This is a genomic window from Methylophaga thalassica (assembly GCF_030159795.1).
GTDB classification, from domain to species: Bacteria; Pseudomonadota; Gammaproteobacteria; order Nitrosococcales; family Methylophagaceae; genus Methylophaga; species Methylophaga thalassica.
The window spans coordinates 156,535-171,181 of sequence record NZ_BSND01000003.1 but is presented as its reverse complement, the minus strand read 5'-3'; the positions used below and the strand labels follow the sequence as shown (position 1 = coordinate 171,181).

The 14,647-nt window shown below is 41.6% G+C and carries 13 protein-coding genes; 2 read left to right on the top strand and 11 right to left on the bottom strand.

The window, feature by feature from the left end; genetic code table 11:
- Window positions 1–117: 117 nt before the first annotated feature.
- The 3 genes from QQL60_RS00865 to QQL60_RS00855 are packed head-to-tail and all read right to left on the bottom strand — an operon-like array spanning window position 118 to window position 4,300.
- Window positions 118–789 carry a LuxR family transcriptional regulator gene (locus QQL60_RS00865; protein WP_007145895.1) on the bottom strand — a complete coding sequence of 224 codons (672 nt, stop codon included), beginning with the start codon at window positions 787–789 and terminating at the stop codon, window positions 118–120.
- Window positions 786–2,117, bottom strand: a complete 1,332-nt coding sequence (locus tag QQL60_RS00860; RefSeq protein WP_284722125.1) for an HlyD family type I secretion periplasmic adaptor subunit — start codon at window positions 2,115–2,117, stop codon at window positions 786–788. Before QQL60_RS00860 ends, QQL60_RS00865 begins: the two co-directional genes overlap by 4 nt.
- Before the next feature lie 2 nt (window positions 2,118–2,119).
- The gene (locus QQL60_RS00855) at window positions 2,120–4,300 is read right to left on the bottom strand and encodes a type I secretion system permease/ATPase (RefSeq protein ID WP_284722124.1); all 2,181 of its coding nucleotides are present in this window, start codon (window positions 4,298–4,300) and stop codon (window positions 2,120–2,122) included.
- 91 nt (window positions 4,301–4,391) lie between these two features.
- Here QQL60_RS00855 and QQL60_RS00850 point away from each other — a divergent pair, with 91 nt between their 5' ends.
- Complete coding sequence (locus tag QQL60_RS00850; RefSeq protein ID WP_284722123.1) at window positions 4,392–4,754, top strand: hypothetical protein; 363 nt, start codon at window positions 4,392–4,394, stop codon at window positions 4,752–4,754.
- 3 nt (window positions 4,755–4,757) lie between these two features.
- On the opposite strand, the gene der is transcribed toward QQL60_RS00850, so the two are convergent.
- The 3 genes from der to QQL60_RS00835 are packed head-to-tail and all read right to left on the bottom strand — an operon-like array spanning window position 4,758 to window position 7,967.
- Window positions 4,758–6,164, bottom strand: coding sequence for a ribosome biogenesis GTPase Der (gene der / locus QQL60_RS00845; RefSeq protein ID WP_284722122.1), 1,407 nt, complete (start codon window positions 6,162–6,164; stop codon window positions 4,758–4,760).
- The gene (gene bamB / locus QQL60_RS00840) at window positions 6,161–7,336 is read right to left on the bottom strand and encodes an outer membrane protein assembly factor BamB (protein ID WP_284722121.1); all 1,176 of its coding nucleotides are present in this window, start codon (window positions 7,334–7,336) and stop codon (window positions 6,161–6,163) included. Before bamB ends, der begins: the two co-directional genes overlap by 4 nt.
- Window positions 7,326–7,967, bottom strand: a complete 642-nt coding sequence (locus tag QQL60_RS00835) for a YfgM family protein (protein WP_007145901.1) — start codon at window positions 7,965–7,967, stop codon at window positions 7,326–7,328. Before QQL60_RS00835 ends, bamB begins: the two co-directional genes overlap by 11 nt.
- A 280-nt stretch (window positions 7,968–8,247) precedes the next feature.
- On the opposite strand from QQL60_RS00835, the gene QQL60_RS00830 reads away from it, so the two are divergent.
- Window positions 8,248–9,432 carry an ammonium transporter gene (locus QQL60_RS00830; protein ID WP_007145902.1) on the top strand — a complete coding sequence of 395 codons (1,185 nt, stop codon included), beginning with the start codon at window positions 8,248–8,250 and terminating at the stop codon, window positions 9,430–9,432.
- A gap of 28 nt (window positions 9,433–9,460) precedes the next feature.
- Here the strand turns inward: QQL60_RS00830 and lpxA are convergent, their stop codons facing one another.
- The 5 genes from lpxA to bamA all read right to left on the bottom strand — a co-directional run bounded on the left by lpxA (window position 9,461) and on the right by bamA (window position 14,595).
- Entirely contained in the window at window positions 9,461–10,231 is a 771-nt protein-coding gene (gene lpxA / locus QQL60_RS00825) for an acyl-ACP--UDP-N-acetylglucosamine O-acyltransferase (RefSeq protein WP_007145903.1), read from the bottom strand.
- A complete protein-coding gene (gene fabZ / locus QQL60_RS00820; protein ID WP_007145904.1) occupies window positions 10,228–10,677 on the bottom strand; it encodes a 3-hydroxyacyl-ACP dehydratase FabZ in 450 nt (149 codons plus the stop codon). The genes lpxA and fabZ overlap by 4 nt, the downstream gene beginning before the upstream one ends.
- Before the next feature lie 88 nt (window positions 10,678–10,765).
- Complete coding sequence (lpxD, locus tag QQL60_RS00815) at window positions 10,766–11,782, bottom strand: UDP-3-O-(3-hydroxymyristoyl)glucosamine N-acyltransferase (protein WP_284722120.1); 1,017 nt, start codon at window positions 11,780–11,782, stop codon at window positions 10,766–10,768.
- A 9-nt stretch (window positions 11,783–11,791) separates the two neighbouring features.
- Window positions 11,792–12,298, bottom strand: coding sequence for an OmpH/Skp family outer membrane protein (locus tag QQL60_RS00810; protein WP_007145906.1), 507 nt, complete (start codon window positions 12,296–12,298; stop codon window positions 11,792–11,794).
- A 20-nt stretch (window positions 12,299–12,318) separates the two neighbouring features.
- Entirely contained in the window at window positions 12,319–14,595 is a 2,277-nt protein-coding gene (gene bamA, locus QQL60_RS00805; RefSeq protein ID WP_284722119.1) for an outer membrane protein assembly factor BamA, read from the bottom strand.
- Window positions 14,596–14,647 lie beyond the last annotated feature (52 nt).

The window sequence follows — 14,647 nt, the reverse complement described above, 5'->3', positions numbered from 1 at the left end:
ATCCCAATTCCCCCCCAGCCTGAATGTTTTACATTCAATGACTGAATATAAGCCTCATTCCATTGTGCTTAAAATGGCACGGTGTATTAAAACATAACATACTGTTGTTTGATATAACTAACGTAAATCCCTGAAAAATATAGCAAGTGAAAGTCTATCCGGAATATTCATTTTCTGGAATATCGCTGTTAAATGTGCTTTTACAGTTCTTTCCGTAATATTCATTGTCCTGGCAATCATTTTATTTGTCGCACCATGACTTACCAACTCAGCGACTTCCAACTCCTTACGCGACAAACTGTCCAATTTTGCTTGTTGCTCATTTGAAAGTTGAGGTGTGTGATTTAATTCATCAATTAACCCAGCAATAACATGCCGTTCTACCCACACTTCTCCCCGCTGAATCAAATCGAGCGCAATCAGTAACTTATCATCAACAAGTTCTTCTTGAAAATATCCACGTGCGCCCTGTTTAAGAATCGAAATCTGCTCAATAACAGAAAGTTTAGGTCCGATAATAAGTACACGAGCACGGGTCACAGCATTTTCCATGATGCTGAATAAAGAGCTTGCATCACCATTCAAACAAGATAGATGACACAGAATGAGATTTGGGTTTTTTCCATTAAGCTCAGCTTGCGCGTCTTCGATACAGGAAAACTCACACAGCTCATATTGGTCTGCCAAAAGGTGCTTGATATGCACAAGTTGTTGGGCATCCGTCCCGATGCAATAAAGCATTGACTTATTTGCCATATCCGGCATATTTGGTATGGTTTGATTAATCAACGTTCTCTCATCGCCTCATTTTTAGCTTTGAGTATCGGTTTGAATAAATAATCCAGCACCGTTTTTTTGCCAGTCAAAATATCAACCGTTACAGTCATACCTGGAATAATCTCTAATGGACCTTTACTACTATCAATATAGTTTTTATCTGTTCTTAAGTAGATAAGATAAAAACTCTCTCCCTCATCATTTGTAATTGTATCAGCACTTATTCGTTCTAATGTAGCAGGAAGTCCACCATAAATGGAAAAATCGTAAGCGGTTAATTTCACCATCGCTTGTTGTCCAGGACTCAAAAACGCAATATCAGACGGCCGAATATTTGCCTCAATTAACAGATTATCTTCAACAGGAACAATTTCAACTAAATCCATCCCAGGTTGAATAACGCCACCTACCGTATTTATTTTTAGCTGTTTTATTTTACCTTTAACGGGCGAGCGTACTAATGTACGCCTCACTCTATCTTCTTGAGAAGTGGTTGTTTCTTTAGTAATGGCTAACTCTGACTGTACCTCGCTCAGTTGTGAGGCAGCATCAGATTTAAAACGCAACGTTGTATCTTTAATTTTTTGTTTCGCTTCATTGAGTGTCGAGCGAATTCGGGGAATGGCTAATCGTGTAGTTTCCATTTCTCCACGTAAATCATTGGTTGCACGTTTAAGTCTTAATAATTCAACTTCAGATATCACACCCACTGAAACTAAGGGTTCAGACATTTCCAGCTCTTGACGACTTAAATCATAACTTGTGCTCAGTTTATTCAGTTTAGCCTGATTCTCCAGTAACTCTTGTTCACGCTGTTTTACTTGCTGCTCAAGCACATTGATACTGCTCTGTAACTCTAGCTGCCTGGATTGATATAAGGAACGTTCACTGGCTGCCAATGAGGGCTGTTGCTTAATGATTTCCTCAGGTAATTCCAATGGTTTACCCTCAACCTCAGCTGTTAAACGTGCTTTGCGAGCCAACAATTCCCAATATTTCAGTTGTGTCTCGCGGAAAGAAGATGAAAAACGTGTGTCATCAATTCGAAGCAGCACATCGCCTTTGTCAACTAAGTCACCCTCATTAACCAAAACCTCAGAGAGAATCCCCCCCTCCAGATTTTGAATAACTTGCACTTTACTTGAGGGAATCACCTTACCCTGCCCGCGTGTCACTTCATCCAACTCGGTCACACTGGCCCACCAAAAGGCACAAATAAAAAATAAGGTAATTAGCAGTAACAATGAATGACCAAGTCGGGGCGAGCTTTCCAGCGAAGCGGCACTGACTTCTGACATAAACTCAAGATCGTCTGAATTCGTTTTGTTAAACCATGCCATATTTAGCCCTTGTTCACTTTTATATGGCCATTTTTAAGTGCTGTCAGAATTTGTTCTCTTGGCCCATCGGCCACAATGTGACCCTGGTCCATCACAATCACTCTATCCACCAAGCTTAATAAAGAGGCTTTATGCGTGACTAGCAATAAAGTTTTATTCTCAATATTTTCAGCCAGTTTTGCTTTGAAACGTTCTTCAGTACTGTTATCCATGGCATTGGTGGGTTCATCCAGCATGATGACAGGAGAGTCTAACAATAACGCTCTGGCAACGGCCACACTTTGACGTTGTCCGCCCGACAAACCTTCACCACGCTCACCTACTGGCATATCAAAACCTGAAGGATGGCGATTAACAAATTCAGTGACGCCTGCTATGTCGGCCGCTTTGAGTACTTCATGATCTTCAGCGAATGGTGCCACCATGGTGATGTTTTCACGAATACTGCCATAAAACAGCACAACGTCTTGAGGTGCATAACCAACATTCTTTCTTAAATCGACAGGATCAACCTGTCGAATATCGGTCCCATCGAGCAAAATAGAACCTTCTTCTGGCTCATACAAGCCAAGCATGAGTTTTTCTATGGTACTTTTGCCAGAGCCAATACGGCCGATAAAAGCCACTTTTTCACCAGCATTAATTTTAAAAGACACGTCAGTTAAGGCATCTATAGGCTGCTCTGGATATCGGAAACTGACTTTTTTAAACTCGATCCCGCCTTTAAATTCGGGACGATGCAGAAACTCTCGTCCTGAGGGTCTCTCGACAGGTAAGGCCATAAGGCTGTTCAATGAGCTTAATGCCGCTTTGGACTGGTGGTAACGTGTTAGCAGCCCGGCCAGTGCTGCCATGGGCGCTAATGCTCGTCCGGTTAAAATAGTACTGGCAATTAAGGCGCCCATCGTAATTTCATTTTCAGTAATCAGATAGACACCAAAAACAACAACGGTAATGGATGCCATTTGCTGAAGGAAAGAGGAAAAATTAATCGCGGTAGCAGATAAAATTCGGGCGCGTTGACTGTATTTCGTCATAAAACCGATTGTCTGTTCCCATTTCCGCTGTATTGGCGTCTCGGCGCCAATGCTTTTGATCGTTTCTAAGCCAGTTAAAGTCTCAATCAAAGTAGAACTTCTTTGGCCTGAATGCCTGAATAAATGTTGAATGGTTTTTGATAAAGGAAACTGAATAATCAGACTGACTAGTATTGTCAGTGGAATCACGGCCAGTGGAATGAAAGCAACAGGACCAGCCACTAACCAGATAACAGTTATAAATAATAACGAAAAGGGCAAATCCACTAACGTAGTTAAGGTAGCCGAGGTAAAAAACTCTCTGAAAGACTCAAACTCCTGCATGCTATTAGCAAATGAGCCTACTGAGTTGGACCGGGCAGACATTTTCACTGCCATGACCTTCTCAAAAATAGTGGCAGACAGTATGACATCCGCTTTTTTACTGGCAATATCAATAAAATAAGCGCGCAACGTTCGTAAAAGTAATTCAAAGACAAATACTGTTGCGACACCGATAGCCAGTACCCAGAGTGTTTCGGTGGCATTATTTGGCACCACCCGGTCATACACATTCATCACAAATAACGGTGAAGCTAGTGCAAAACTGTTTACTAATATAGATGCGATAAAAACCTGACCATAAATTGGCCAAAAACGCAGAATCGTCCCCCAGAACCAATGGTTCGCCCTTGGTATAGCTGAAAACTCCGTACGCTTATCAAATTGGTGAACGGGTTTGATAAAAATACTGTATCCAGAGTACTGAGCATTTAGCTCCTCTAATGGAATTTCTGCTTCCCCTTCCCCTGTTTCCGGGAAAATGACTCGGGCCTTGTTGTTACTCAATTCCAGAACAATACAAGCATTGGCATCATTGAGTAATAAAACAGCGGGCAGAACAAGATTCGGAATTTTCGTTAACTTTCTCTTCACAATACGTGAAGATAAACCAGCGCGATTAGCGGCACGACTAAACAGGGATGGTGAGAGTTTATTATTAACTAATGGAAGACCAGCAACCAGAGATTCTGGACTATGCGGCTTATTCAAAATTTTAGCCAGCAGTGTCAAACAGGACAATAATGGATCATCATGCGTACGGTAGCTATCCTGAGCATCCCATTGCTCATTTTTACTCGTATTGATGACAGGCTCCGTACGCATCTTTATTACTTGTAGTTATTAATAAAACTTGATGAGTTTCACAGTTTTTTAGTTTACTGTAAAGCACTGCTTATCGTAATGTGCTACAGGCATGGGTTTATGGGGTACTAATATAATGGTTTATGTGAAAAGAGACGAGTCAGGAAAAATCACTGCTGTCTATGACAGGCCTCAGGATGAGGCTACAGAAAAATTGTCAATAAACTCTGCTGAATTAGTCGATTATTTAATACAATCGGAAAAAAAAGAAGATAGCCTTTCTGCGCTAAGTGCATCGGACTTATCATTGATCAGGGTATTGGAAGATTTGATCAACACCCTAATAGATAAACAAGTTATTTTATTTACAGATTTACCGATAGCGGCAAGAGAAAAATTAGCCAACCGTGAAAAAGTCAGGGATCAACTCAATAGCCTTGAAAACCTGATGAGTGATGATCCCGGCCTTCTCTAATCACTAACTTTTACGACTCTTTCTTGGTGGGCGCTGTTTTTTTTGTGGCGTATTCTGACTAGCACTTTTTATTGCTTTATCACGATATGGGTTATCACTGGTTTTAAACTCAATCATCACCGGTGTTCCCTGTAATTTCAGCGCCTCTCTGAATGTATTCTCCAGATAACGCTTATAACTGTTCGGGGTAGACTCCGTCTGATTACCGTGAATAATAATTCTGGGTGGATTTTTCCCTCCCAGATGGGCATAACGAAACTTAATACGACGACCTCTAACTAACGGTGGCGGATGATCAGCAATCGCATCTTCCAGCACACGTGTTAATCGTGACGTTGGTACTTTAGTCATGGCAGATTGGAATGCTTGTCTGACTGATTTAAATAACAAACCGACCCCACTACCATGCAGTGCCGAAATAAAGTGTGTCTTGGCAAAATTCAGGAAAGGTAAACGTCGTTCGATATTGGTAGTAACCCACTCTCGTTCACTTTTTTCCAGACCATCCCATTTATTCACAGCAATGACAACGGCACGTCCACTTTCAACTATCAGTCCGGCCAGATGCAGGTCCTGCTCAACAATACCTTCATGAGCATCAAGCACCAACATCACAACATTCGCATCTTCCAGGGCCTGCAACGTTTTTAAAACACTAAACTTCTCAAGTTTTTCAGAGACTTTCGACCGACGTCTGACACCTGCCGTGTCAATTAATGTGTAATTAACACCGTCTTTCTCAAAAGGAATGTGAATACTATCGCGTGTAGTTCCTGGTTCATCAAAGGCCACTACACGCTCTTCACCAAGTAATCGGTTAATTAATGTTGATTTACCAACATTAGGCCTTCCCAAGACAGCCAGCCGGATTTCATTTTCATCAAAGACTTCGGCTTCATCTGCTTCAATTTTCTCAACCGCCGGAATGCGTTGTTTAATTTCAGCTAATAAACTATCAATCCCTCTGCCTTGAGTCGCAGAAATGACTTGTGGCTCACCCAAACCTAATGCATAAAATTCGGCAGATATAATTTCACGACGTTCACCCTCTGTTTTGTTAATAACAAGACAAACAGGTTTTCCATCATTGCGTAGTTGTTGGGCCACATCTGAATCTGTTGGCATCAGGCCTGCTCGACCATCAACAATAAACAAAATAAGATCCGCTTCATCAATCGCTAGCTTAGCTTGCTTGCGCATCAAATCTGACATATTGTCAGTCTGATCGGTGAGTCCACCGGTATCGATTAATATAAAATCAAAGCCGGGTTCTTTCACCTTGCCATAAATACGATCACGGGTCAGACCGGCATAATCAGCGACTAGTGCATCACGACTTCGTGTTAGCCGATTAAATATTGTTGACTTGCCAACATTAGGGCGGCCAACCAGCGCGATTACAGGTTTCAATTTTCGGGTACTCTCAGAGCGGTAATACTGCCATCAGCGGCAGTAATATAAACAACACCATTAATAACTAATGGTTTACAGTAGATTGGTCCGTCACTCACTTGTTGACGTGAAACAAAACGTCCATCGTCGCGGGCGATCCAGTGGATATATCCTTCAAAATCGCCAACAACAATATAGTTACCAGCAATCGCGGGCGCTGTGGCTTGGCGACGTAATAATCTTGTCTGACGCCATAATGCGTCACCACTACCATCCTGCACAGCCCAGACATAGCCTTCATCATCGGTCACATAAACTGCATCATGGTAAGCGGCGTCTAGCCCTATTTGTGAAGACATATCACGTGACCATAAGACACGGCCAGAATTAATATCAACGGCAGCAAGCTGTCCTTGATAAGTCACTACATAAACCGTATCGTCTATCACAACAGGATCAGCATCGATATCAACCAAACGTTCCAACTCAGTACGCCCACGTGGGATAGCGATACTATTTTCCCACAAAACTTTACCGTCATTTAACGATAATGCCACCAACTTACCATTGTCATAACCAGCAATAACTTCATTACCAGTAATAACGGGTCGGCCAGCACCACGCAAACTTAACAACGGTACAGCACGTTGGTATGACCAGAGTACTTTGCCATCTTGAGCTGAAATACCGCTGACCCGTCCATCGGATGTCCGGCTGACAACAACATCATTTGCAGATGTCACTGGCGCTAAGACTTCACTGGTCAATTGGGTACGCCATAACTCTTTGCCATCGGCCTCGTTCAGAGCAACTACCACACCCTTGTCTGAACCAACGTAGACCATATTCATGCCGCCACCAATTCCGGTCACCACATTCAAATCAAGGTCAGCATCCCAAATTTCACGACCCGTTTCAGCATTTAATGCCGTTACCTCACCTTCATGATCAACGGCAAAGATTTTATTATTCTGCCACCATGATGACAGCTCCACTTTCTTGTCACCGGCGCCGTCACCAACACTTTTATCCCACAAAATCTTGGGGCTAATTTCGCTGGTAAACTCTGTTAGTGGTTCTGGTGGTTCTTCATAGGACTCATCAGCAAACCAATCACCCACGGTGCTACATGCTGATAAAAATATACTTAGTAATAAACCTATCGTCAGTAAACGCAAATTAACTTTCATGTGCAGCTGCCACGTCATCTAATTTCATTTCAATTAAGGTATGTCTTGGCTCACCTGAATTGAGGCCAACTAATGCTTTTTGATAAGCGGCATGGGCTTCTCCGGCTTGTCCTTGTGCTGTTTTGATGTCGCCTTCCAACTCAGCGAATAATGAATCAAACGCTGCAGCATCGTTAGATGTCACTTGCTTCAATGCTTCATCTAACTGGCCGTTATCGAATTCGACCTTTGCCAGTCTAAGTTTTGCTAATGCTCTGTGTCCGGATAACTCTGCATTAGCAATTACCCATGAAAGGTAATCTTTTGCTTTATCAACCTCTCCCGCTTCACTGGCTTTCTCAGCCATTTGTAAGGCCGCAAATACTGAATATGCACTCTTTTTATTATCCTGCATTAACTTTTCAGTACTTATTTCCGCAGCTTCGCTGTCTTGGTTACTTACCGAAACGATGGCCTGCTGATAAGTTAAAGCGGCTTGTTGGTCCTGAACCTGTTGATAGTTTATCCAATAACGGACACCAAAAATACACGCGATCCCCAACACCACGCCTACAAATACAGAGCGACCATTTTCACGCCACCACTGCTTTATTGCTTCTGCTTTTTCTTCATCAGATGCATAGATATCCATGCGGTCTCCTCAACATCAGTTTTATCATCAATATAAAGCGCTTGATTATACGTTTTTATCAGCAGCTTGTGGATCAACAATTCAATGAACACTAACCATATACTTCTTTGATGGCACCAATTTAGTGCTTAACATAATGGGTTCGCACCAAAATAAATCACCACATAGTCCAATATTGCACACATTTATCTGTATACAATTGATTTAACTTAACTTTTATTTTTGGTGCGAGTCTTGCTATTTTGGTGCTTTATATCTAAACCAACGAGGGGATAAGATAGTGCATAATGCAAATGATGTTTTATTTATATTACTAGGCGCCATAATGGTGCTTGCCATGCACGCCGGCTTTGCGTTTCTCGAAGTCGGAACAGTTCGCAAAAAGAATCAGGTCAATGCGCTTGTTAAAATTATTGTTGATTTTGCAATATCGACAATCGCTTATTTCTTTATTGGTTATGGCATCGCCTACAATTTACATTTTTTTGATGCTGCTCCCACACTCAACGAAAACTATGGCTACGGCCTGGTAAAATTCTTTTTCTTGCTGACGTTTGCTGCTGCTATACCTGCCATTGTTTCAGGAGGCATCGCAGAAAGATCAAAATTTTATCCTCAATTAATTGCTACTTTTTTTATCGCCGGCTTTATTTATCCTTTTTTTGAAGGAATCAGCTGGAACGGTGCCTATGGTATTCAGGACTGGTTAAATTCTTCCTTTGGTGCCAGCTTTCACGACTTTGCAGGTTCAATTGTCGTACATGCTGTGGGTGGCTGGATTGCGCTAGCAGCTGTTTTACATTTAGGTCCCCGGCACGGTCGTTACGGGAAGAAAGGAGAGATTTTTGCTCACCCTCCTTCCAATATACCTTTTCTAGCTCTCGGTGCATGGATTTTGACCGTTGGTTGGTTTGGCTTTAATGTTATGTCAGCACAAGCCATTGACGGTATAAGTGGTTTAGTGGCTATCAATTCATTAATGGCAATGGTGGGCGGTATACTAGCATCCTGCCTGGTTGGTAAAAATGATCCAGGCTTCGTACACAATGGGCCATTAGCCGGTCTTGTCGCTGTCTGTGCCGGTTCTGACATTATGCATCCATTAGGCGCACTCATGACAGGCCTGGTTGCAGGGGCATTATTTGTTTTTACATTCACCCTGACACAAAATAAATGGAAAATAGACGATGTATTAGGTGTCTGGCCACTTCATGGCTTGTGTGGCGTTTGGGGTGGTATCGCAGCGGGTATATTCGGTCAGGTTGCGCTTGGCGGCATGGGCGGAGTCAGCTTAATATCTCAGCTTATCGGCACTGGACTTGGCATTTTGATAGCTTTTGTCGGCGGGTTTGCAGTTTACGGTTTACTAAAAGTCGTGCTTGGACTGAGATTATCTCAAGAACAAGAGTATGAAGGCGCGGACTTAAGCATTCACAAAATTACAGCAACACCCAATAATGATTAGATATAACGGGAAAACGCATAATCCGATATTATCGGATTATGCCGCCTTCCTGCTTCTTGAGAAAATCCGCTAATAAAGAAATCTCATCTGATTCTTGTTCTATGCCATCAATACGCAGCTCTGCTTCTTCAAGTTTTAGCCCTGAGCGGTATAAAACTTTATAGGCTTGGCGAATATTTTTAATTTGAATATCGCTGAAATTACGTCTGCGCAGACCTTCGACATTAATACCAAAAGGTTTTGCCATATGCCCAGAAACAAGAATATATGGTGGGACATTTCTCGAAATAACACTGCCCATCGCACTAAAAGAGTGTGATCCCATATAATTGAATTGGCTGATTAGCGTAAAGCCACCCAAAATAACGAAGTCGTCAATGATGACATGTCCCGCCAAAGAAGCATTGTTAGCAAAAATATTATCATTACCGATAATACAATCATGTGCGATATGCACATACGCCATAATCCAGTTATTACTGCCTAGACGGGTTATTCCACCACCCTGAACAGTTCCCCGATTAATCGTCACTGACTCGCGGATAAGGTTGTTATCACCAATTTCAAGTAGTGTATCTTCACCGTGAAATTTTTTATCCTGAGGTTCCTCACCTATTGAGGCGAACTGGAATATGCGGTTATTTTTACCAATTTTTGTTGGTCCATTAATCACCACGTGCGATGCAATTTCAGTGCCTTCACCGATCTCGACCTTTGGGCCAATGACTGAAAAGGGACCAATCTTGACGTTATCAGCAATAACCGCTGTTGGATCAATAATAGCTGTCTGATGAATCACTTTGGCATTTCTTGGTTAACACACATGATATCTGCGCTGACAACGACTTCGCCATCAACACTCGCTTCACCCGTAAATTTCCATAAGTTACGTTTATTTTTAACCAGCTTCACTTCGAGTCTTAGCTGATCGCCTGGCTCAACTGGCTTTTTGAAACGGGCATTATCAATACCTGCTAAATAATATAACGCTTCATCAGACCGAATCTCATCAGCTGTTTTAAACGCTAACAAACCTGTTGCTTGAGCAAGGGATTCAAGGATTAACACACCTGGCATGATAACACGCTGAGGAAAATGACCTGTAAAGTGTGGTTCATTGAATGTAACATTTTTGATGCCGACTAAATGCTCGCCAGGTGTAAATTCAATGACTCTATCGATGAGTAAAAAAGGGTATCGATGAGGTAACAGGCGTTGAATTTCATGTATGTCAATCGTGTTCAAGCTAATATCCCTTGACTATTATTATATTAATAAAGACCGACAATCTTACTTTGAGTCGCCATTTTGGTAAAGCGAAACAACACTCGAATCAATCTTTTGTTTTTTCTTCAAGCTGTTTAACACGATCAAATAATTTATCCATTTGGCGGTATCTAATCACGTTTTTATGCCACTGTTTAGCAGGTTCAACAGGAATACCTGAAGAATAGATACCTGCCTCATTAATAGACTTAGTGACCATACTCATCCCGGTTAATTGCACACCGCTGGCAATATTAATATGTCCTGCCATGCCAGTACCGCCACCAATGGCACAATATTCACCAATAGAAGTACTTCCTGCAATCCCTGTACAACCGGCTATAACAGAATGTTTACCAATTGTGACATTGTGTCCGATCTGTATTTGATTATCTAGCTTCACGCCATCAGCAATAACCGTGTCATCAATGGCACCTCTATCAATTGTAGTATTGGCACCAATCTCAACATCATTACCAATATTGACAGATCCAACCTGAGGCACTTTTATCCAGTGGCCATTATCGTTAGCAATACCAAAACCATCCGCACCAATGACTACCCCAGGATGAATAATCGTCCTTTCACCAATCATGACTCCAAAGCATAATGTCACATTAGGTCTGAGGTTTGCCGCTTTGCGAATAATCACATCATGTTCGATAACACATCCCGGCCCAATCACCACGTCATCTTCTATGATGACTGCTTGCTCAATAACGACATTCGCACCAATGCAAACATTAGCACCTATCTTTGCTGATGGGTCAATTGATGCTGACGGATGGATGCCAGGAAGCTTTTTTTCAGTGGGGTGAAGTTGGCTTGCCGCTTTTGCATACGCAACGTATGGATCATCAACTTCAATCGCATTTGTGGTGACATACTGAGCCATACCTTTTAAAACGATTATGGCACCGGCACGGGACTGATTTAAGAATTTTTTATATTTGGGATTGGATAAGAAACTAAGCTGACTTGAATCAGCATTTGATAATGTACCGACGCTGCTAACTGAGTAATTAGCATCGCCGATAACACTACCATTGATATATTCCGCTATTTGAGCAAGAGTCAAACTCACAGGCGCACTCTATTTCTTAGCTTTTAACATTTCCAGAACTTTATCAGTCAGATCTACTTTATCACTGGCAAAGATAACGCCTTGGTATAAAACTAAGTCATAAGACTCTTTTTTGGCTAAATCAACAATTGTTTCAGCAATGTCTTTTTCAAGCTTTCTCAACTCTTCGTTACGACGGATAGACAAATCTTCACTATATTCATCCTGAAGACGTTGTAACTCGCGCTGATCACTCAATAAGTCACGTTCTTTATCACGACGTTGTTCAGCACTTAAAATAGCACCATCTTTATTCAGTTTTTCTTGAGCTGCTCTTAATGCTTTATGTTTTGCTTCTAAAGACTTACTTCTTGCTGAAAATTCTTTTTCTAACCGTGCGAGTGCTGCTGCTTTTTGTGGTGATTTATCGAGCACCACGCCTGCATTTACAACACCGATTTTTAAATCTGCTGCATAACTAGCAGGTGCGGCGATGAACAATGCAAATAATAGCCAAATAAACTTCAAATTCTTCACACTCAACTCCAAATAATTAATTAAAACGTCGAACCTAATGAGAACTGGAATGCTTCAGTCTCATCGCCGTCTTCTTTCTTCAACGGTGCAGCTATACTAAACGACATTGCACCGAATGGTGAAATCCATATAGCTGACAGACCAGCTGAATATCTCAATAAACCCGCATCAAAATCTTGATTCACATCGTAAACATTACCAAAGTCAGTAAATGCACTCAGGCGGAAAGATTTTAACGTTTTTTTCATAAATGGTACTGGGAAAATAACTTCAGCGCCGCCACTGACCAGTAAATTACCACCTAATGGTTCATCATCTTCTTTAACACCAAGCGTATTAGCCTGGAAGCCTCTAACACTTCTGATACCACCCGCATAGAAATTCTGGAAGAAAGGATATTCTTCTGTATCCCCATACGAATCACCATAACCAAACTCACCTCTTAGAGAGAAGGTGAATGTCTCGTTGATTGGATGGTACGCATTAGCCTTATATTTCAGTTTGTAGTACTGCAGTGACGGTCCAGGTACTGCGAACTCACCTGTCAGTGTTTGTGAGATACCACTTGTAGGTAACAATGCATTATCACGGTCATCACTCGACCAGCCAAGGTTTAATGTGACAGTATCAAATGAGTCACCCTCTCGGTCAATAAAATCAGAATAACGCGAAATGTTATTGTCGGATGGTAAATCGATTTCAGTATGCTCATAACCGACACCAAGGTTAATACGATTTTCTTCTGAAATTGGAATACCAAAGGTAATATCGCCGCCGAAGGCGTCTAATGTATAGGTAGCGATATTAGCTTCATCAGCATCAGTTTTACGATAGAAAGCATTAAAGCCCTGACTGATACCATCAACCGTCACAAAGGGATTGGTGTAACCAAAACTATAAATCGTATTGATACTGCTATTGTTAAAACCAAAACGAATATGTTTACCACTTCCTAAGAAGTTTTTCTGTGTCACATTTGCATTAAAAATAAGGCCATCAGATTGCGAGAAACCGATACCGGCTGAAAGACTACCAGACGGTGTTTCTGTGACGCCAAAGTCCAAATCAACCTGATCCTGAACGCCAGCAACCGGGATGGTTTCAACGTTCACATTTTCAAAATAACCAAGCCGTGATACACGTGCTTTTGATTGCTCGACTTTTTCAGTCGAAATCCAGGCAGATTCCTGCTGACGGAATTCACGGCGTAAGACTTCATCACGTGTTTTGCTATTACCAGAAATATTAATACGTCTGACATATGCTCTACGACCAGGGTCAACAAAGAATGTTAAATCCACTTCGCGTTTTTCGCGGTCGATTTCTGGTACAGCATTTACATTGGCGAAAGCGTAACCATCGTTACCCAGACGGTTAGTTAAGTTCTCAGTACTCTTTGTGATCGCCTTACGTGAAAATACAGAATTTTCTCGAATCGTCACTAACTTGAATAATTCATCTTCCGGAACAATCAAGTTACCTGCCAGACGTACCTGATTGATTTTATATTTCTCACCTTCACTAATATTAATAGTGATAAACATGTGTTTTTTATCATCACTGATTGATACCTGAGTCGACTCAACAGTAAAGTCAACATAACCACGATCCAGATAAAATGAACGTAGTGTTTCTAAATCAGCAGATAATTTTTGACGAGAGTATTGATTGTCTTTTGTCAGAAATGATAACAGTGAACCGGTTGTTGTCTGAAAGTCCGTCATCAGCTCTTCATCATCAAAAGCATGGTTACCGACAATATTGATCTCACTGATTGTGGCGACAACACCTTCCGCCATGGTGATACGAATAGCGACACGGTTTCGCGATAGTGGTGTCACTTCTGAACTAATGGCAACACCATATTTACCGCGGCTGAAATATTGACGTTCAAGTTCCAGCTCTACCCGTTCAAGCATGGCTTGCTCAAACACTTGGCCTTCACCAAAACCTATTTCGCGAAGCGATTTCAGTAATTCGGCAGAATCCATGTCTTTATTACCGACAAGTTCAATGCTGGATATCGCCGGACGTTCTTTTACTTTAATAACCAGTACATTGTCTTGTATTTCCACTTCAACATCGTTGAAATACTTTGACTTAAACAATGAACGAATAATGCCTTTTGCATCGTTATCCGTCATCGTATCCCCGACTTTTACAGGGAGATAATTAAAGACGGTACCAGCAGAAATACGTTGCAATCCCTCTATACGGATATCTTCAATGGTAAAGGACTCAGCTTTTGCGACTGAGATAAAGGACAAGAACAGGAGTATAGGCAGTAATTTATTCATTGTTATCAGCAATAACTATCCGTCGACGAAAGAGTAAGTGTACCTGCAATTA